Genomic DNA, 21614 nt, shown 5'->3' with positions numbered 1-21614 from the left:
ACTCCATTGGAATATAGGTATAAATTGAGTAGGATAGGTTGAAATAACATGTCGAAGAGTGCAATGAAAAACGATACATTAACAATTACAGGAATAAAAATACCAATCAACCTAACTCGTACAAATATACGGATGGACGGATGGAGGAAATCGCATGTCAACACCTACTGGATTTATGGAGTATCGCCGTCAGATTCCGGCTGATCGCGATCCCTTGGAACGGATGAAGGATTGGGAAGAGTTCCATAAACATTTAAGTGAAGAAGAGCTTCGTATGCAAGGGGCCCGCTGTATGGACTGTGGAACTCCGTATTGTCATACTGGTATTGAAATGACGGGAGGAACATCAGGCTGTCCCGTACACAATCTAATTCCAGAATGGAATCAACTCGTGTATCGTGGGTTATGGCAGGAGGCTCTTGAGCGTCTGCACAAGACGAATAACTTCCCTGAATTCACAGGGCGCGTATGTCCTGCACCTTGTGAGGGCTCTTGCACGGTAGGTTTGATCGGCCAGCCGGTTACGATTAAGACGATAGAAGAAGCAATTATCGAGCGCGGATTTGCGGAAGGTTGGGTGCAGCCCGAGCCTCCTGCTCAGCGAACTGGGAAGCATGTAGCAATCGTAGGCTCTGGCCCTGCTGGACTTGCCTGTGCCGCTCAATTAAACAAGGCAGGTCATTCGGTTACTGTCTTTGAGCGGGCAGATCGTTTAGGAGGTCTACTTACGTACGGGATCCCGACAATGAAGCTCGAGAAACATGTTGTGGATCGACGCATTCAGCTTCTAGAAGCGGAAGGCATTCAATTTTTGACGAATACGGAGATTGGCAAGGACATACCTGCAGAGCAGTTAGTTGTCTCTCATGATGCTGTCGTTTTATGCGGTGGCGCCACAAAACCGCGTGAGTTCCAAATCGAAGGAAGCAATTTGCAAGGAATTCACTATGCGATGGATTACTTGAACGGTACGATTAAGAGCTACCTGGATTCCAAGCTGGAGGATGGCCAGTTCATTCATGCGAAGGGCAAGGATGTGATCGTCATCGGCGGTGGGGACACCGGAACTGATTGTGTGGCTACAGCGCTGCGTCATGGATGCCGCAGCGTAACTCAATTCGGCACGCATGAGATGGCGCCGTTGACACGAGATGCTAGCATCAATCCTTGGCCGCAGTTCCCGAACGTATATACATTAGATTATGCTCATGAGGAAGCAAAAGCCTTGTATGGCAATGATCCGCGCGAATTCTCCATTATGACGACCAAGTTCGTCGGTGATGGGAATGGCTATATCAAGGAGCTTCATACGGTGCAGATCAAACGGATCGTGGATGAATTCGGAAAGAAGAGCTATAAGCCGATTCCGGGGACAGAGCGTGTATTTCCGGCTCAGCTCGTTTTAATTGCAATCGGATTTGATGGACCGGAACAGACCCTAATTCAGCAGCTTGGCTTGGAGACAGATCGCCGTACGAATGTAAAGTCGCAATATGGCAAGTATATCACGAATGTTGATAAAGTTTTTGCGGCAGGCGATATGAGACGCGGCCAGAGTCTTGTCGTCTGGGCGATTAACGAAGGCCGTGAGGCAGCGCGGGAAGTAGACCGTTATTTGATGGGATCGACGTTGCTGCCATAACACGGTTCAAGGATGTTAAAGTTATGTAATCCATGCAGGGAGAAGCTGTGCCTTCTAGGGACTAACTCTCATTTATCAGATAAGGAACACAACAACTTGCAAGTTAAACAGCCAGGCGTCGAAATTAATCGGCGACTGGCTGTTTCGTTTCGTTTGAATACAAATTGATTTATTGGAGGTAATGTAGTCTCGAATGGTCTGCTCAACGATGGCGGTCGTTGTGTTTTCACCAAATACGTAATATCGGTTGCGAGTTTTTTATCGAGGCTTTAGTTATATTAATTACCAACTGGTTGCTCTAAACGATGGAGTTCACCTTCCCGATACTCCTATTGCCATTTAGATATTTAGGCGAGTTAACTTTTCGCATCCTTAACTGTTCCATGATTGTTGTTACGGCATACTTCCAATCTCATCTGAATTGGCTTGCATTTTTACTTCTTTTGAATAGATCGCTCTCGTTGACGACAAAAAAATCCGATATTGTCCTCATATTTTACGACATAAAAAAACATTTTCTTGAAGGTGATTTAATTTTATGTAAGACCAGGCTACTTTTAGGATGTAAGCAGTACGTAATACCAATATGCGACGGCGTTATCCCTATTCATAGAAGCATTTTACAAAATAATTATATTAAACCATGTTGCCATAAAAAACGAAGAAAATGCGTTTTTTCTTAATATCGTCAAAATATTGAATCCCAGAAATCGACAAATAAATCAGTCAAAGGTCGAATAAACGCATTATATGTCGCAAATAAATAGTTGAATAATATCAGATTCTAGGATATCCTCTTGCTTGATTAGAAATGTTGTATTCGATTCGCAAATTTGTGGGATGATTTCCATTAAAATTTGATCGATCTATATTATTTATAGCGTTAACCGATCAGTAATTTAACGATAATGGTTAATGTCTTTATGAAAAAGGAAGTGAGTTCATGCAAGTGGTAGAATCGTCGACCTTATGCGAGTTGAACCCACAAGAGAAAAAGGGGAAAAGAGGAAGCAATACGGCACCTAATCGAACTGCCTGGCAGACTTTTAGCTGCAATACTCATGACTATGTGAATCATGATCTGACCTTTGAGGTTCGACTTATCGGCTTGTTAAATCCACGGCTGCTTGAAGATAGCATTAGGCATCTAATGAATAAGTATGCTGGATTCCAAGACAGTATAAACCAGCCAATTGGCATTCATAACGTGCAGCTCGAAGAGTTGGAAATTGCGAATTATGATCCAAACACATGGGAACTGTTGCTTAGGCTGGAAGCTGAGCAGTGCGATCCAATTGGACAACATCTGCGTCATCCGTGCTTGATTAAAGTAACAGAACAAGAACACAGACTTCTCTGGAACGTGCAAGCTGCTGCATACAGACCAATCGTATATCGCTTGATTCAGGAATTGGTCCATATTTATTCCACACTTGAGGTAGATACTTCATCCTACATATACCAATCATCGACAACAGACTTCACTCCTCTTCCGTTAGAGGAAGAGCTCTCGCTTCTGCAAGACATAGACACCTTCGAAATGCTTGAATTATTCACCAATCATCAGCTAAATAAGGAATCGAGTGCTTCTAGTGCAGGATCACGACGGACAGCGTGTACAGTAAATCCGCCGATCAACACAAAGCTCGAATCATTGGCTTTGGCGCACAACCTCCATATATCAGACCTTGTAGCAGCAGCAGTGTTGACTATACTTTACCGGTACAGCGGACAGGATCGCTTCCATGTGGCCATGTCGGACGGGAGAGTAGGAACCTCTTATCTCGAAACAAGCATACAAGAGTCGGAAACGCTTGCCGATATGGCACTCCGAATAAATCATGACTTAGATATAGCCATACGTCGGCAGAAAGATCCACGGCTGTTGAGACAGATTGCACAATTGCCGGCAGGAACGCCTTGTCATCAAGTGCGCATTTCCAAGAATAACTTTCCGGACGCAAGCTTGCACACTGCAAATTTACGGTGGGAATTGTATGAAACGATAGACGGCTTATTGGGATATGAATTGGACGTCAAGTTAGACACTCGCGATAACGCGCTTGAAGTCCATTTTGTACACGGGGCGGGAAAGCGGGAACTGGAAATTGCCCAAGGCATGACCGCACATATACTAGATTTGCTGCATCGTTATACACTTGATCCTCACATTCCAATATGGCAATTGACAGAATCCATCCCGCCTCTACGACTTCGGGTAGCCATTTCATCAACGTTTACATCCGGTTTAGTTGCCGATTCCTTATCATTCTGGCTGGAGCGCCTTAGGGTACCATATGAACTCTGTTTCGCTCCTTACAATCAAGTGTTTCAGCAATTACTCGATCCACGTAGTTTACTTGCTGCTAATCATGAAGGAATAAATTTAATTTTATTGCGTTTGGAAGATGTATTTCAGCTGCAGGACAGTAGCCAAAGTGAAGCAGATCAAGCTTGTGCGCTTGTCGATGAATGGTTCCAGACGCTTGAGGCTTATCGACGTATGAATATGGCCCCAACCCAGATTTTGATCCTGCCGTCTTCGGACCGAATACAGGCGGATGAGCACCAGCTTGAATGGTACGAAAATCTGACATCTCTGATGATACATAATGCAGGCCGTGTAACTAACGTAACGGTAACCTCACATCATGATATTTCCCGCCTATATCCAACGTTGACGACAACCGATGCATATGCTGATGAATTGGGGCATGTTCCTTATACTTCAGAATACTTCGCGGTGATAGGTACATGGGCTGTACGACACATTTACCCTCTTCTGAAGCTGCCATATCGCATGGTAATCGTAGAGTGTGATGATGTAATCTGGTCTGGCTCAAGCAGTGAAGGTGAACAAATTGAAGTTGGACAGCACCATAGCTTACTCCAGCAATATTTCGTGAATGTGCAGCAGCGGGGAACCCCGATTTGCCTCTGTGGCGCGAATGCAGAGATCGATATGATTCGGGCCTTTCGGGATCAGCCTTCTATGCCGCTGCGGCTGCGCCACATAACATCTTGGCGCTTTGGAAGCCAGCATATCTCGGCAGCAGTGCAAGAAATGGCGAACGATCAGGGGGTCAGGCTGGAAGAAATCTTGTATATAGGAGCCAATCCAGCTTTTTGTGAAGAGGTGCGCGTAAGCTGTTCAGGCATTACAGTGGTGCGCACTTCTACAGATCCTGATGATATGGTGTCTTTCTTAAAAGACACTTGGGCATTGGATGAGCATCATTTTGAAGGATGGAATCAAAAACGAGAGGAGTTACTGGTATGAGATGTGAAGAGATTCTGAGTGCAGTGACCGGTGTGCCTGAAGCGCAATTGAACGACGATTCAGGACGAGACAACGTAATGGAGTGGGATAGCCTCGCACATATTAATCTGATTACAGCGCTTGAAGAGACATACGAGGTGTCCTTCACGATCGAAGAAATTCAACAGATGAAGACGATTGGCGATGTGAAAGCCATGCTCAAGCAGAAGGGTATAGAGACCCTTGCGGGCAACGTGTAAAGGAGGGATAGTGTGAGCTTATTTCAACTTCGCATGCAGTGGCAAAAAATAAAAAAGTCAGGTAAGCCTGCAAATGTAAAGATTGCATACTTGTCTACGTTCACGATCAACCCGCTCGAACCGTATCTGGGCATTACATTGGAGCAAAGCGGGCTCATCTCTGAAGGATTGATTAGTCCATACAATCAAGTAGTGCAGGAATGCTTGAATGATAACAGTATTACGGCACGCTTTCAACCGGATATCATGGTGGTATGGCCGAGTCTGGAGGATCTGTGGGCAGGCCAGCAGCTACCGATGGCGGATAATCTCGGTTCGTATGTGAAAGAAGCCATTGATATGGCGGATGCTGCTCTCGAAGCCTCTAGGAGATGGCAATCTACGCTTGTTTATATCTTGCCTGCCGTGTCGGAACGTCGTCCTCTTGGTGTCGGGGATGCCAATAATGTTGAGGGGGTGTTTGCGGCAGCAACAGCGGTTCGTGAGGAGCTGCGGCGCAAACTTGCTCGCAAACTTGGCGTTCTGCTTGTAGACGCGGAAGAGGTAATTCGTCACTTCGGATATGAGAAATCCTACAATGAACAGTTGTATTTCTTAGCACGCATCCCATATACGGAGGAAGTGTTCCATGCGATTGCCAGAAACACTGCGCAATTGATTACGTTAAGCAAGTCTTCGCCTCGCAAATTGATCGCCGTAGATGCGGATAATACGCTTTGGGGTGGCGTTGTCGGGGAGGATGGCGTCGAGGGAATTGATTTGGCAGACAACGGGAAAGGTGAAGCGTTCAAAACCTTTCAGTCTTACCTGCTGGAGTTGCGTCGTGCGGGTATGTTGATCGCTGTATGCTCCAAGAACGCGCACGAGGACGTTATAGAAGTGTTTGAAAAACGTCGGGAGATGAGACTGAAAAAGGAACATATCGCGGCTTGGCGAGTTGGCTGGCAGCCTAAATCAGAGAGTTTGCGCCAGATCGCTGTAGAGCTGGGACTCGGACTGAACAGCATTGTCTTTATCGATGATAATCCAGTAGAAATCGCAGAGGTGCAGGCTTCGATTCCAGAGGTTTCCTGCATTCAGATGCCGGCCGATCCATCTGCGGCCATCCGTGTATTGCAGCAAGCAGGTACGTTGGATCGTCTTCCGCCGACATTAGAGGATTTAGGACGTGCTGCTTACTATGAGCAGGAATCAAAGCGGCGGGAAGCTGCGAGTCATGCCATTGGACCGGAACAATACAGAGCAGGACTCGAAATTCATGCCCGGCTGTTTACACCGGAAGCCACTGACATGGCACGATTCACTCAGTTAGTGAATAAGACCAATCAATTTAATATCAATTGCCGGAGAAGAAACGAATCAGAGCTGATGGAGGTTTGTAAAGATTCGGCTTATGTTCCTCTGTTATGCGAATGCAAGGATCGCTTTGGCGATTACGGAGTCGTAGGAGCGTTGATTGTAAAGTTGGAAGGTGATACGGCAGAGTTGGATACCTTTGTCCTTAGCTGCCGCGTACTAGGAAGGGGAATTGAAGAAGCAATGGTTGCAGCGACGTTCAGGCTGCTGGCTGAACGTGGGGTATTGCGCTTGCTGGCGCAAGTGGAGCAGCATCCACGAAATGAGCCGGCTAGACAGTTTTTTGCCTCAATTGGCTGTATTGCGGTTGGTGAAAAATGCGAGGTTGCGAGTGTGGAATGGCCTGCCTATATTACTCGAGAAGACGAAGTGGTTGTGTCATGATGGCACAAGTTACGCATTCCGTTATCCGCTTTACAATGGAGGATCTGGATGAGTTTGCTCGTGCCAGCCATGACTGGAGCCCATTGCATGCCGATGCATCATATGCATACCGGACGCCTTATGGGGCACGAATTGTGTATGGAGCACTGGAGCAGCTCTTCTGTTTATCTTCTCTCCCTGATCGAGAGGGATATACGTTGTCGAGTGTTACGGCCGAATTTGTACATCCGCTGTTTGTCGAGGTAGATTACATCATCGAGACCGTAAGCGAGTCTATGGAGGAGAGTCATTTCCGAATTTATGACGGCGAGCGAATAGCCGCAAAGGGAAAAGCATTCTTCCGGCCTGGCTCTCCTAGCGAACCGAACCGGATGGAGGCACAGCCGAAAGTTCGTAAAGAACCGATAGAGCTAAGTGGAAGCGACCTGTATAAGGGACGCCAGGTGAACGGAGAATACTGGCCGCTCCAGCCTTCCTTGGACATATGGATGGAAAGATTGAAGCTGCGTGACAAAGGTGTAGGCGCAGCACAGGCAGCAGCACTCATGTGGCAGACGTATCTTGCCGGAATGGTACTTCCGGGGAGGCATTCATTATGCAACAAGTTGACGATGCATTTTCGGGAGCAGGCAGTAATTGGCGATGCCGCGATTAATTATGATGCTGAAGTCATTGGTTATGACGATCGATTCAGCAAAATGCGGGCGCGTGCGACTCTCAAATCGCAAGATACATTAGTTGCAGAATCGGAGCTTCACGTCTTCTTGCGGGAACCAGTTGCTGAGGTGACAGTAGATCGGATAGAAGAGTTGCTGCCGAGATCGCGGACACTAGTGGGGAAGGTAGCGATCGTAATGGGAGCAAGCCGCGGCTTCGGAGCAGCAATGTCGCTCGGTTTAGCGATGCAGGGCGCTACTGTACTCGCCATATATCATCGTAGCGAAGAGTCTATGAGGCGGCTGGCGGAGATGGTACCTGCCGGATGTGGAAGCATACGACCATATCAAGGAGATGCCGGTGATGCTGCATGGTGTTTGGAACTACAGAAGTGTTGGGATGATGAGTTTGGAAAGCCTGATATCTTGGTAATTAACGCCGGACTCCCGATGTTACCGATGACAACAGAGGTACAGCAACTGGAACGCATGCAGCAATACGTAGCGAGCAGCTTCCGATTGACCAGCGTGCCATTAACTGTATGGCTAAAGTCGGTTGCTGCGAAGCAAGGTTGGAGTGTTGTGCTGTCGGCTGAGAGCGTTACGGATGTTCCGCCTGATTATCCGCATTATGTTGCAGCCAAAAGCGCTATAGAAGGGCTGGCGAAAACCGTCGCCAAGCGGCACAAGGGAAAGCTCTTGATTGTACGACCTCCGCGAATGCGGACTGACCTCAGCAATATGCCGTTGGCTCGACACGAATCGATTATGCCTGAGCATGTTGCGGTGGAGGTAATTAAGCGTATCGGAAACACATCGGCTAAGGATGGCTATGAGATTCTGGAAGGCTCTTTCCGACATCAATAGGGGGGATTGGCATGCAGTTGTTAGATTTTCTAAGCCGCATGGAATTGCGTGTAGACTTTCGCCCGGCAACGGAGAAAGAGTTCGATAAGGTTGTATACCTCACGAATTGGACGGCAGACTTCCATCTGACGGCACATGGTCTGGATCGTGCAGCGTTGGAGGATTTGATCGATCGGCAGTCCCATGAATGCTGGGTCATCGAAGCCAGTGATCGCTTCGGCGAATATGGCGTGGCTGGAGTCATGTTGTTTGTGCAGAACGGAGACGTGCTGGACGTTCACTCTTATATTATTAGCTGCAAAATACTAGGGAAAAATATTGAGATTATTGTTTTGCAGAAATTAGCTGGCCTAGCAGAACGGCTAGGCTGCAAGAATATACATTTGCATTATCGCAAGACCCCTCGCAATACGGTGTCCGCAGACTTTGTGAAACGTGTCGCTGCAAATTGGATTGTACCGGAAGAGGGAGGATTTGGTGCAATCCTGCCTGTGCAGGAGCTCATTACGTCGCTTGCAGCAGAAGGGGAGGAGACGTCAAGAGCAATTGGGCCTAGACGTTCTATCGACTTGAGGAAGGCGTTCACCGTAGGACGGATGGAACCGAATCTGACGGAACTATGGAGTGATATTCGAAATAAACTCCGCACCAGCACACAAATTATGGAGGGGATACGCTGGAGCAAGCAGCAAACATCCGTTGATCAATATTCCGTCTACGCAGCACCACGAACGCCTAATGAAGAAACACTTGTATCGATATGGGAAGATGTTTTGCTGACGAAGCCGATCGGTATTACGGATCACTTTCTGACGCTGGGCGGCAATTCATTACTTGCTACCCAGATCATGTCCCGCATTCGCGAGTCATTTGGAGTAGAGTTGCCGATCCGAGCCATTTTTGAATATCCGACAATCGAAACGCTGGTCGAATGCATATCCGCATCGGAAATTGCCGATGAAGGATTTGAAGCGGGGCATAAATTTGTCATATACGATAAAAGCGGTGTTTTTCCGCTCTCCTTTTCACAACAGCGATTGTGGTTCTTGGATCAATTGGAGCCAGGCAGCCCTTATTACAATATGACATTGTCCATTCGCCTATCGGGTTCGCTCGTTATTGATGCACTGCAGCAAAGTATTCAGTCCATAGTTTCCCGCCATGATATATTGCGTACTACCTTTCACTTCATAGATGGGCAGGCTGTCACCCGAATAGCGCCGACTGGTTCGTTTCCAATAAAGATGCAGAAGTTGACAGGCAGCAAAGCACAGAAGCAGAAGCAATTGCAGTCAATTATCTATACAGAATCGCGGCGGCCATTTGATCTGAACAAGGGTCCGCTCTTTCGGGCAATTCTGCTTCAACAAGCGGTAGATGAGCATTTGCTGCTGCTATCGATGCATCATATTGTATCAGATGGCTGGTCTTTAGGTGTTCTGCAGCATGAGTTGCAGCAGTTTTATATGTCATACATAACGAATGAACCTCCGAATTTGGGCGAGCTTCCAGTGCAGTATGCCGATTTCGTTCATTGGCAGCGTGCATGGCTGCAAGGAGCACGGATAGATGCCCAGTTGGAGTATTGGCGCAACAAGCTTTCAGACATCCCGCCGCTGCTGCTGCTGCCGACAGATCGTCCTCGCCCTGCGGTGCAAACTTTTAATGGCGCAACGGATCGCCGGATAGTACCGGTTCAGTTGGCTGGGGAAATCAACGCGCTGTGCAAGCGCGAAAGAGTCACGTTATATATGGTGCTATTGACGGCATTCCAAGCGCTGCTTCATCGGTACACGGGGCAAGAAACCATTGTCGTCGGCTCGCCTGTGGCGAATCGGCAGCGTACGGAGATTGAAGGATTGATAGGATTCTTCGTCAATACGCTTGCTCTGCGGGCCGACTTTGCGGATAACATTTCTTTCCGAGATCTATTGCAGCAGATAAAGCTGACTACACTAGAAGCATATTCAAATCAGGATTTGCCATTCGAGCAACTGGTTGAAGCTTTGAACCCAGAACGATCTCTAGCAGCGACACCTATTTTCCAAGCTACCTTCGCACTACATAATTTACCTGCGACTACTCGCGAAGTGGAAAATGTTTGCATGGAGTTCCATGAATTATCTAACGGTACGAGCAAGTTTGATTTAAGCATGGCCGTAGAGGAAAGTGAGCGCGGTCTTTATGTAGCCATCGACTACAATACTGATCTGTTTAATCCGGATACGATCGCTCGGATGCAGGATCATTACCAGACTCTGCTGCAATCGGCAGTTCAGGATTGCTCCCAATGCATTGACAACTTATTACTGCTTACGAGCAGCGAGCGGGAGCAGCTTGTCATTGAATGGAATGACACGAATGTGCCGCATCCTGCCGCAAAATTTGTTCATGAACTCGTAGCCGAGCGGGCTGAGATGATGCCAGAGCGAATAGCCGTTACGTGCGGAGCGGAACGGATTACATATAATGAACTGAACAAGCGTGCGAACTCCCTCGCTCATTACATGCTGGAAAAAGGTGCCGTTAATCAAACGGTTGTTGCTATCTATGCGGAACGATCCATTGATTTAGTAGTGGCTCAGCTTGCTGTGCTGAAGACAGGTGCAGCGTATTTGCCGATCGATCCTGCGTATCCGCGTGAACGCGTAGCCTTCATGCTGCAAGATGCTCAGGTCAGCATGCTATTGACAAAAGGGGAATTTCTGGAATATATACCGGTTAAGTTTATTCCGAGCACCATCTTATTGGATCGGGATGTTGAATACTATGAAAGGTATTGCACTGATAATCCGGATCATGCATGTACAACTGCTGATTTGGCGTATGTCATCTATACCTCCGGCTCTACCGGGCAGCCGAAAGGAGTAGAGATCGAGCATAACGCCTTACTCAATCTAGTTTTCTGGCATCAACGTGCCTATCATGTCACTCCGGACGATCGTGCTACTTTATTGGCGGGTACAGCATTTGACGCTTCAGTATGGGAATTGTGGCCATACCTATCTATAGGAGCTTCGTTGCATGTGGTAGATGAAGATGCTCGCATGGATGCTGCCAGATTACGAGATTGGATGGTGTTAAACCGAATCACCCATTCGTTCGTGCCTACGCCTCTAGCAGAGACGTTAATCATGGAGCAATGGCCACAATCTGTGCCTTTGCGTTATATGTTGACAGGTGGGGATCGCCTGCGCTTTGCACCATCTTCCGCATTGCCGTTTCAATTGATCAATCACTATGGTCCGACGGAATCGACGGTGGTTGCGACAAGCGGCATCGTACTCACAGGCGGAGAAGGACCGATTACAATCGGCCGACCAATCGATAACATACGTGCCTATTTGCTTGATTCGACCATGCAGCCTGTTCCGATTGGTGTGCGCGGCGAGCTATATATTGGCGGTCAAGGTTTGGCTCGGGGATATCGGGGGCGTCCGGATCTGACAGAGGAGCGGTTTGTTCCGAATCCATTCCGCAGCGGCGAGCTATTGTATCGGACCGGAGACCTGTGCCGCTATTTGCCGGATGGTTCTATTGAGTTCATTGGCCGCATCGACCATCAGGTGAAAATACGCGGCTATCGAATTGAGCTCAAAGAGATCGAGAGTGCGCTGTCCGGACATCCGAATATAAGAAGCTGTACGGTCGTTGTGCATGAAGACCGCGAAGGCACTCGCCGTCTTGTCGGTTATGTAGTTAGTGACTTCATGCTGGAACAACAGCAGTTGAAGGAATATTTGAAGGAAATTCTGCCTGCTTATATGGTTCCGACAGCATTCGTCCAGATGGATGAACTACCGTTGACCCCGAACGGTAAAGTGAATCATAAGGCTTTGCCTGTTCCTGATTACTCCATTTCCAGTGATAGTGAACACGACATTCCGCATTCGGAAACAGAAGCAGAGCTTCTGCACATATGGCAACAAGTATTAGGGATAGAGAGAATCGGTATTCACGATAACTTCTTCGTGCTGGGCGGAGATTCGATCCTGAGTATTCAGATCGTGTCCCGTGCGAATCGGTCTGGAATTCCGATTACGACGAAGCACATGTTCCAGTATCAGACGATTGCAGAATTGGCTGCTTCGGCGGCGATTGGATCAATGGTAGCTGCTGAGCAAGGAAAGGTAGTCGGCAATGTTCCGCTGATGCCGATTCAGCGCTGGTTATTCGAGCAAGAGCTGGAAGAACTTGATCAGTGGAATATGGCGATGCTGCTGTCATTGAAGCAGTCTACAGATTCCAAGCTGCTTGGACAAGCCTTCGGTTATTTATTGGAACACCACGACGCACTTCGCATGCGCTACTTCCAGACGGAGGAAGGCTGGAAGCAAATCAATGAAGAAGAGGCGCCGACGCTTTCTGTAGAAATAGTCGATCTAAGTCGTTTACCTTCCGAGAAGCAGGAAGCCGCTATGCAGCAGCACGCAGACCAAGTACAGAGAAGCCTGCTACTGACCGCTGGGAAGTTAATGAGCGCCGTGCTGTTCCGTCTTGGACACGTGGACAAGCTGCTGATTGTCGTCCACCATCTCGTTATTGATGGTGTCTCTTGGAGAATTCTGCTGGAGGATTTAGAGACCGTTTATCGGCAATTGGTGAATGGAGACAAGGCGGTGCTGCCACCAAAGACGACTTCTTTCCGCGACTGGGCAATGGCAGTGGAATCGTATGCGCGCAGTGAACAGTTGGCAGGGCTAGAGAAGCATTATTGGCAATCGGTGGCCGACGTACAGCCAGAAGAGGCTGTGCTCCCTGTCACAGTTGATATGTCACATGGTGTAACCGGAAGCAATACGGTTGCGACTATTGGCCAAGTTACGGTTACCTTGGATACCGAACATACGAGGCTGATGTTGCAGCAAGTGCCGCGAGTATATCGAACGCACATTAATGATATATTGCTCGCTGCGCTGACCCGCGCCATCACAGAATGGACAGGTGGCCGCAGTCTTTATGTCGCCCTGGAAGGCCACGGTCGTGAGGATATTATTGATGGTATAGATATTTCCCGCACTATCGGATGGTTTACATCGTTGTATCCAGTTCGTCTGCAGTTGGGCACGGATCCATCTCTTGGCAGCCAATTGAAAGCAGTAAAAGAGCAGCTGCGCCGCATACCAAATCGCGGCATTGGTTACGGACTGCTGCGTTACTTGTCCAATGATCCGAATATGAGCTGGACAGAGCAAGCTCATCCTGAACCGCAGATCAGCTTCAATTATTTGGGTCAGTTCGACCAACTGGTTGCAAACAGTGAGCTATTCTCACTTTCCAAGGGGAACATAGGAAATGTGCGTAGTTTGCAAGGCCGCAGACGTTATGCCATTGATGTACACGGAATGATCCGCGATGGTCAGTTGGAGATGATTTGGGAGTATAGTCGCACACTTCATGATGCGATTTCAATTGAGCGAGTAGCCCACGGCTTCATTGATGCACTTACACAATACATAGCGCATTGTATGTCTTCAGAAGCAGGAGGATATACGCCATCTGATTTTCCGGCATCCGCTCTAAGTCAACAGGAGCTTGATCGGATTGCGCGTGATTATAAAGAGTTGGAAGATGTACATCTGCTATCGCCACTGCAGCAAGGGATGCTATTCCATGCATTATATTCGCCGGAATCTACCGTCTATTTCGAACAGGCTGTCACCGAATTGACGGGACCGCTGAATGTAGAGGTGTTCGATCGTGCTTGGCGGTCTATCATTCAACGTCACGCGATCTTCCGCACATTTTTCCAATGGGAATGGCTGCAGGAGCCTCATCAGATTGTACTTGCGAACGTGAATATACCTATCAAGGTGATCAATCTGCTTGATCTTGCAGTAGAGGAGCAGCAGAAACAGATCTCGCAATTATTGGAACAGGATCGTCAAGAGCGATTTGATCTGTCTAGTCAGCCACTTATGCGTCTAATGCTGATTTGTCTTGAAAACGAGCGGACGAAGTTTGTGTGGAGCTTCCACCACATTTTACTGGATGGCTGGAGTGTATTTGCGGTATTGCATGAACTGTTCGATATCTATAAAGCACTCATGAATCACGAAACGCTTCATCAGGATATCGCTGTTCCGTATCGGAATTATATTGAGTGGTGCGCCGCACGGAATTTGAATGAAGCGGAACAATACTGGCGCTCTTATTTACAAGGATTCAGCACACCGACATCACTGCTTATCGGTGGAGCAACCCGTCTTACAGAGGAAATATTTGAACAGCATTCAATATTACTTACGCAGTCAACAACGAAAGGGTTGCATCATATTTCACGCAAACAGCGCGTTACGGTCAATACACTCATGCAAGCAGCATGGGCTATATTGCTGCACCGCTATAGCGGCGAGGAGGATGTGCTGTTCGGAGCGACTGTATCAGTACGGCCGCCTGAATTGCCGCATATCGAATCGATGATTGGACTGTTCATTAATTCATTACCTGTAAGGATCCAAGTCAAGCAAGAAACGGAGCTGTCGGCATGGATTCAGAAGCTGCAGGAGCGCCAAGCGGATTGGATTCAGTACGCTCATACACCGCTGTCATTGGTCATGGATTGCAGTGAAGTACCGAATGGACAGCCGTTATTTGAAACGTTGCTCGTATTCGAAAACTATCCTGTTAGTCGTTCTGACCTGACCGCCAAGACGGGATTGTCCGTTGGTGATATTTCGATACTGGAACGGACCACCTACCCATTGACGATTATCGTAGTACTTGGAGAACGACTCGAAGTGCGCGCCATCTACGATCGCAGACGTTACGAACAGCAGGCTGTTGAAAGGCTGCTGGGGCATTTGCAAATGATTGTGACTGGTATCGTGCAAGCGGACGAGCAGCTGATGCTGCAAGAGCTCCCGTTGCTAACAGAAGCAGAACATGAATTGTTGTTAACCCAATTTAATGCGGGAGCACGAAAGGCAGTGCCCGCGAACACGACGATTCATCATTTAATCGAGGAGCAGGTTCAGCGTACGCCAGATGCAACGGCTCTGATCGTAGACGAAAAGCGAATCAGCTACCGCGAATTGGATCGAAGGGCGAATCAGCTTGCAAACCATTTGCGTCAGCTTGGGGTAGGCCCTGAATTTTTAGTTGGCATATGTATAGAACGGACTGCGGAAATGCTCATCGGTCTGTTGGCAATTCTGAAGGCGGGCGGCGCTTATGTACCGCTTGATCCATCATACCCGAAGGATCGGCTTGGATTTATTTTGGAAGACACAGAAGTGAAGGTGCTTCTGTCCCAATCTCAATTAGCGGATCGGCTGCCGTTACATGCGGCGCAAACGATATGGCTGGATACTGACTGGCCTGCTATTGATCTTCAGAGTGATGAGCCTATTGAGAGCGGTGTGTCAGAGCATAATCTGGCATACATCATTTATACGTCAGGTTCTACGGGGAGACCGAAAGGAGTGGCTCTGGAGCACCGCAATACGGTTACTTTCCTGAAATGGTGCCGTGAGAACTTCACAGAAGATGAGTTGGCTGGCGTATTAGCTGCTACTTCGATCAGCTTCGACTTATCCGTGTTCGAGTTGTTCCTGCCGCTTACATGCGGGGGCAAGGTCATTTTAGCCGAAAATGCACTTTATTTGCCGGAGCTGCCCGCTGCTCAAGAAGTAAGCCTGATCAACACGGTTCCATCCGCGATGGCAGAACTGATACGGATGAACGGGGTACCGCTTTCTGTTGTTACGGTCAACTTGGCAGGAGAGCAGCTGCCATTGAACTTAGCACGTCAAATATACGGGGTTGGTTCCATACAACGTCTGTACAACCTGTACGGTCCGTCTGAAGATACGACCTATTCGACATATTGGCTGGTGGAACCAGATGCGGATTACTCGCCGCCGATTGGATATCCAATCGCTGCGACGAGCTGCTACATCTTGGATACTCATTTGCGTCCCGTACCGATCGGGGTACCTGGGGAGCTGTTTATTGCCGGACAAGGTCTGGCGCGCTGTTACTTGCACCGTCCAGAACTGACCGCTGAGAAGTTCATTGATAATCCGTTCGCAGAACAAGCTGGGGAACGCATGTATCGCACGGGCGATTTGTGCCGTTACCGAAGCGATGGCGTCATTGAATATTTAGGACGCATGGATCATCAAGTGAAGGTTCGCGGCTTCCGTATCGAATTGCAAGAGGTTGAAACGGTATTGTCACTCCATGCGGCAGTAAGAGAAGCGGTCGTGATGGTGCAGGAAAGTCATGCGGGCAGTAAGCAGTTGATTGGTTATTTTGTTCCGAACGTGTCCGCAGCTGTGGCACCGACGACAGATATGCTGCGGACGCATCTCAAGGAATTTTTACCGGACTATATGATTCCGTCAGCATTTGTGTCGATGGACAGTTTCCCGCTAACACCAAGCGGCAAGGTTGATCGCAAAGCGTTACCGATGCCGGATAGAGCGGCAGAGGGCAGCGACAATTATGCAGAGCCGCGCAACGAGGTGGAGCGCGTGCTGTGCAGCATTTGGCAGCAGGTGCTTGGGGTGGATCGGGTTGGCATTCATGATGGTTTCTTTAGCTTGGGAGGAGATTCTATCCTCAGTATTCAGATCATATCCCGGGCGAGCCAAGCAGGCTTGAAGCTGACACCGAAGCAGTTGTTCCGCTATCAGACAATAGCCGAACTGGCTGAAGTAGCTCAAGTTACAGCTGTCCAAGTGGAGCAGGATCAGGGCGAAGTGACGGGAACTGTGGCGCTGACACCGATTCAGCATTGGTTCTTCGAATCCGATCTGCCTGATTGGAGTCATTGGCATCAAATTGTCCATCTGAATGTTGCCCGTCCTATGGATCAAGTGCTGTTGACGCAGGCGGTAGAGGAGCTGCTTAGATATCACGATGGTTTGCGGCTGCGATTCGTTCAGGATGAAACTGGATGGCGGCAAGAGAACGTTGCATTTGATGGGACAGCGCCCGTGTCAGAAGTTGATTTATCACGGTATACCGAAGAAGAACAAGCGGCTGTCAAAGCAGCTTCCATTACGGAGTGGCAAGGTCGGCTGCATATAACGGACGGACCGCTTATCAGATTCATTTATTTCCGCACGGGAGAAGGCTGCTCGGATTGGCTGACGATCATTGTCCATCATCTTGTATCCGATGGAATTACACTACGGTTGCTGCTTGAAGATGTGCAGACGGTCTATGCACAGTTGGAGCGTGGACAGCAGCCACAGCTTCCACTGAAGCATACCTCTTATCAAGAATGGGCAGCACGCCTGGATGCATATGCGAACTCTGAGACGGCTGGCAAGGAACGAACTTTTTGGCTTAATCCTGCACGATGGGCCAGCTCACCGCTTCCAGTCGATCATTACCTTGGCGAGAATACGCACGCTTCTTTGCGTAAAGTAAGCATCAAGTTATCGGCCGACGAGACAAGGCTGTTGCTGCAGGAAGTGCCTTCTGCTTATCGAACGCAAGTCAATGACGTGCTGCTTACTGCACTTGTGCAGTCTTTTAAGGGCTGGACGGGACAACATTCCCTGCTCATTCATATGGAAGGGCATGGACGTGAAGATCTCTTTGAAGATGTCAATGTAGCACGTACTGCAGGCTGGTTTACGTCGCTCTATCCTGTCTTTCTCAAACTTGAAGCAGAGGACGATCTCGGAACTGTATTGAAATCGGTCAAAGAGCAGCTCCGAGCGCTTCCGAATCGAGGCATCGGATTTGGCATATTGCGTTATTTATCAGAAGATCCTGAGATGCGGGCAGAGTCTTGGAGTCAACCTGATGCTGAGGTCATTTTTAATTACCTCGGTCAGTTTGATCAATTAGTAGCTGGTTCAGCGTTCTTTGACAAAGTAGAGCTGGAGCAAAGTATTGGCGGAAACCGGAGACATGTGCTTGATGTGTATGGCATGGTTAGCGATGGCGAACTGCAGATGGTATGGGAGTATAGCGAACATCTGCATCAACGCACAACAATCGAGCGATTGGCTGATGAATTCATGTCGGCACTCCGTAATTTAATTGCACATTGTCTTGAACCAGAAGCGGGTGGAATAACGCCATCTGACTTCCCGTTGGCTAATGTTACTCAAATGGAATTGGATCGGCTGTACGCTGGAGACGGTGCGATCGAGGACATTTATCCGTTGTCGCCTACTCAGCAAGGCATGCTGTTTCACACGCTGCTCTCACCAGGATCGGGCATGTACTTTGAAAATATGAACGCGGTACTGGAAGGCAGTTTGGATACTCAGGCATTCCACAAGGCGTGGCAGACATTAGTGAATCGGCACAGCATCTTGCGAACGGGGTTCGTATGGAAAGACATGAACCATCCGCATCAGGTGGTGTACCAGCAGGCAACTATGCCTTATGTACAAGCCGATTGGCGCCAGTTGTCGCAAGCCGAGCAAGAACAGCGGCTGCAGCAGTACTTGGCAGATGAGAAGCAGCAGGGATTCCAATTGGATCAAGCTCCGCTCATGCGTGTGGCCTTGTTCCGTATCGGGGTGGAAGGAGCAGAACAATACCGGATGGTATGGAGCTTTCACCATTTGCTGCTGGATGGATGGAGCGTATCGCTTTTATTACGTGAGCTGTTCCAATTGTATCGCAGCTACTCACAGCAGCACGAAGAGTTGCAGCTTCCACCATCTCGACCGTATCGAGACTATATGGAATGGCTGCATGAGCAGAACCTGCAGCAGGCGGAGCTGTATTGGAAAGAGCAGTTGTCTGGCTTCCAAACTCCTACACCGCTTGTCATGGAAAAGAAACAAGCAGCAGCAAATGAATCTAGTTATGAAGAGCTCCGGTTGGAATTGACGGAGAAGGTAACGGCCAACCTGCACTCCATGATGAAGCGCAAGCAGGTCACGATGAATACGATGATTCAGGGGGCATGGGCAATTCTGCTCAGTCGTTATAGCGGAGATAGCAATGTTGTATTCGGCGCTACCGTATCTGGCAGGTCGGCGAATGTACCGAACATTGAGGCGATGGTAGGACTGTTTATTAATACCTTACCGGTACGTGTGCGTGTGAATCGGGATGATTATTTGATGGACTGGTTGTGGCAGCTTCAAGACGAGCAAGCTGAACAGCGTTTGTACGAGTACACGCCGCTGTCGCTGATTCAGAACTGCAGTGAGGTGCCTAATGGAACATCGTTGTTTGATAGCATCCTTGTATTCGAAAATTATCCAGTAGACGCAGGCAGTGAAACAACCAATGAACTGCGGCTGCAATCCGTGGAAACCAGTGAACAAACCAACTATGCGCTTACGCTTGCAGTTGTACCAGGTGCAGCTTTATCCTTGCGTATGCTGTATTCGAAAGCGCGGTTCGATCCGCTTACCATTCATCGCGCCCTCGGTCATATGCAGATGCTGCTTGAGCAAATTGCAGATGCAGATGAGCAAGTTCAATTGAAGGAGCTTGTAATTCTGACTCGCGAGGAGCAGCAGCAATTGTTAGAAGATTGGAACAACACTTTGAATAATTCTGCTGCAGGATCGTGTGTCCACAAGCTGGTGGAGGAGCAGGCAGAGAAGACGCCGGATGCTGTAGCCGTTGTGAGCCGGGAGCAGCGTCTTACCTATCGCGAGTTAAACTTGCGGGCGAACCAGCTCGCGCATCATTTGGCAAAGCGCGGCGTCGGAGCAGAGGTGCCAGTTGGCATCTGCATGGAACGCAGTGTGGAGCTGATCATTGCGGTACTCGGCGTATTGAAGTCCGGAGGTGCTTATGTACCGCTTGACCCTCATTATCCGAAGGAAAGATTGCGCTTCATCATTGAGGATACGCAAGTTCCGGTACTGTTGACGGCTGTGGACTTGTTGGCGCAGCTGCCTGAGAAGGCAGAGCATGACATGGTAACGCTGTGCCTTGATTCAGACTGGGCGCGCGTCGCGCAGGAAAGCGACAAAGCGCCGGAAGTTGCTGTAAGTACAGCCAACTTGGCTTATATCATTTATACTTCAGGCTCGACTGGACAGCCGAAAGGTGTGCAGGTGCAGCATGATTCGCTGCTTAACCTGATCCAATGGCATCAGGAAGCGTATCAGGTGACAGAGGCGGATCGGGCTACGCTCATTGCGGGAACGGCCTTCGATGCATCCGTATGGGAAATATGGCCGTATCTGACGGCCGGAGCGGCGCTGTATATCGTAGATGATGAGATCCGATTGAGTCCGCAGCAGCTGCGGGATTGGCTGATCGAGAGCGGAATTACGCTCACATTCCTGCCGACGCCATTGGCGGAGCGAGTTGTCAGTGTGGACTGGCCGCAGGAAACGCCGCTGCGTGCCCTGTTGACAGGAGGAGATAAGCTGCATCGCCATCCGGAGGTGGAATTGCCATTCGCGCTGGTGAACCATTATGGCCCAACGGAGAATACGGTTGTTGCGACGTGTGGAATGGTAGCATGCGGTGTGCATACGGAAGAAGCGCCGACAATCGGCAGACCGATTGCCAATACGAGATGCTACATTCTAGATGAGAATGGACAGCCTGTGCCGATCGGTGTACCCGGTGAGCTATATATTGCGGGAAGCAGCTTGGCACGCGGATACTGGAACAGACCGGAGCTGACTGCTGAGAGGTTTGTGCAAGATCCATTCCGTGCTGACCCACATGCGAGAATGTATAGTACAGGCGATCTGTGCCGATATACGGCAGATGGGGAGATCGAATACCTCGGACGCATGGACGATCAAGTGAAGATTCGCGGCTTCCGCATTGAACTGGGAGAAGTGGAAACGGTTATTTCCCATCACCCGGAGGTAGAGGAAGCAAGTGTAATTGCCCGTCAGGATGCATCTGGCCAGAACCGGCTGGTGGCGTACATTGTGCCGGCTCAAGCGCAGGCCAATGCCGAGACGGACAATGCCTCCAATGCCGTACTAACGGATACGCTGCGTCAGTTTGTGAAGCACAAATTGCCGGATTACATGCTTCCAAGCGCGTTCGTGATGATGGATCGGCTACCATTGACGCCGAATGGCAAGATCGATCGCAGAGCGCTTCCAGAAGTTGATTGGAGCAGCGAAGCCCAAGCTTATGTGGCGCCTCGGAATGCAGTGGAAGAGATACTATGCTCCATCTGGGCGCAAGTGCTTGGCTTGGAGAAGGTGGGTATTAACGATCATTTCTTCGAGCTTGGTGGAGATTCGATTCTTAGCATACAAGTTGTCGCTCGGGCTGCCCAA

At 48.9% G+C, this 21614-nt stretch carries 6 protein-coding genes (1 of these 6 cut by a window edge); all 6 read left to right on the top strand.

Features of this window, described 5'->3' with window-relative positions; translation table 11 throughout:
* The first annotated feature begins 154 nt into the window (after positions 1-154).
* Complete coding sequence (locus tag ACQ5BJ_RS04455) at positions 155-1642, top strand: glutamate synthase subunit beta (RefSeq protein WP_005549929.1); 1488 nt, start codon at positions 155-157, stop codon at positions 1640-1642.
* 943 nt (positions 1643-2585) lie between these two features.
* Positions 2586-4922, top strand: a complete 2337-nt coding sequence (locus ACQ5BJ_RS04450; protein WP_289355738.1) for a hypothetical protein — start codon at positions 2586-2588, stop codon at positions 4920-4922.
* The gene (locus tag ACQ5BJ_RS04445; RefSeq protein WP_430108794.1) at positions 4919-5161 is read left to right on the top strand and encodes an acyl carrier protein; all 243 of its coding nucleotides are present in this window, start codon (positions 4919-4921) and stop codon (positions 5159-5161) included. Before ACQ5BJ_RS04450 ends, ACQ5BJ_RS04445 begins: the two co-directional genes overlap by 4 nt.
* A gap of 12 nt (positions 5162-5173) precedes the next feature.
* Complete coding sequence (locus ACQ5BJ_RS04440; protein ID WP_197267980.1) at positions 5174-6901, top strand: HAD-IIIC family phosphatase; 1728 nt, start codon at positions 5174-5176, stop codon at positions 6899-6901.
* Positions 6898-8424, top strand: a complete 1527-nt coding sequence (locus tag ACQ5BJ_RS04435) for an SDR family NAD(P)-dependent oxidoreductase (RefSeq protein ID WP_430108790.1) — start codon at positions 6898-6900, stop codon at positions 8422-8424. Before ACQ5BJ_RS04440 ends, ACQ5BJ_RS04435 begins: the two co-directional genes overlap by 4 nt.
* An 11-nt stretch (positions 8425-8435) precedes the next feature.
* Positions 8436-21614: the 5' portion of a non-ribosomal peptide synthase/polyketide synthase gene (locus ACQ5BJ_RS04430; RefSeq protein WP_430108788.1), read on the top strand. It continues 1548 nt past the right edge of the window; 13179 of the gene's 14727 nt are visible here — the first part of the coding sequence; its start codon is at positions 8436-8438; its stop codon lies off the right edge, out of view.

Source organism: Paenibacillus sp. B1-35 (assembly GCF_050474385.1).
GTDB classification, from domain to species: domain Bacteria; phylum Bacillota; class Bacilli; order Paenibacillales; family Paenibacillaceae; genus Paenibacillus_B; species Paenibacillus_B alvei.
This window is presented reverse-complemented; position numbering and strand designations above follow the sequence as displayed.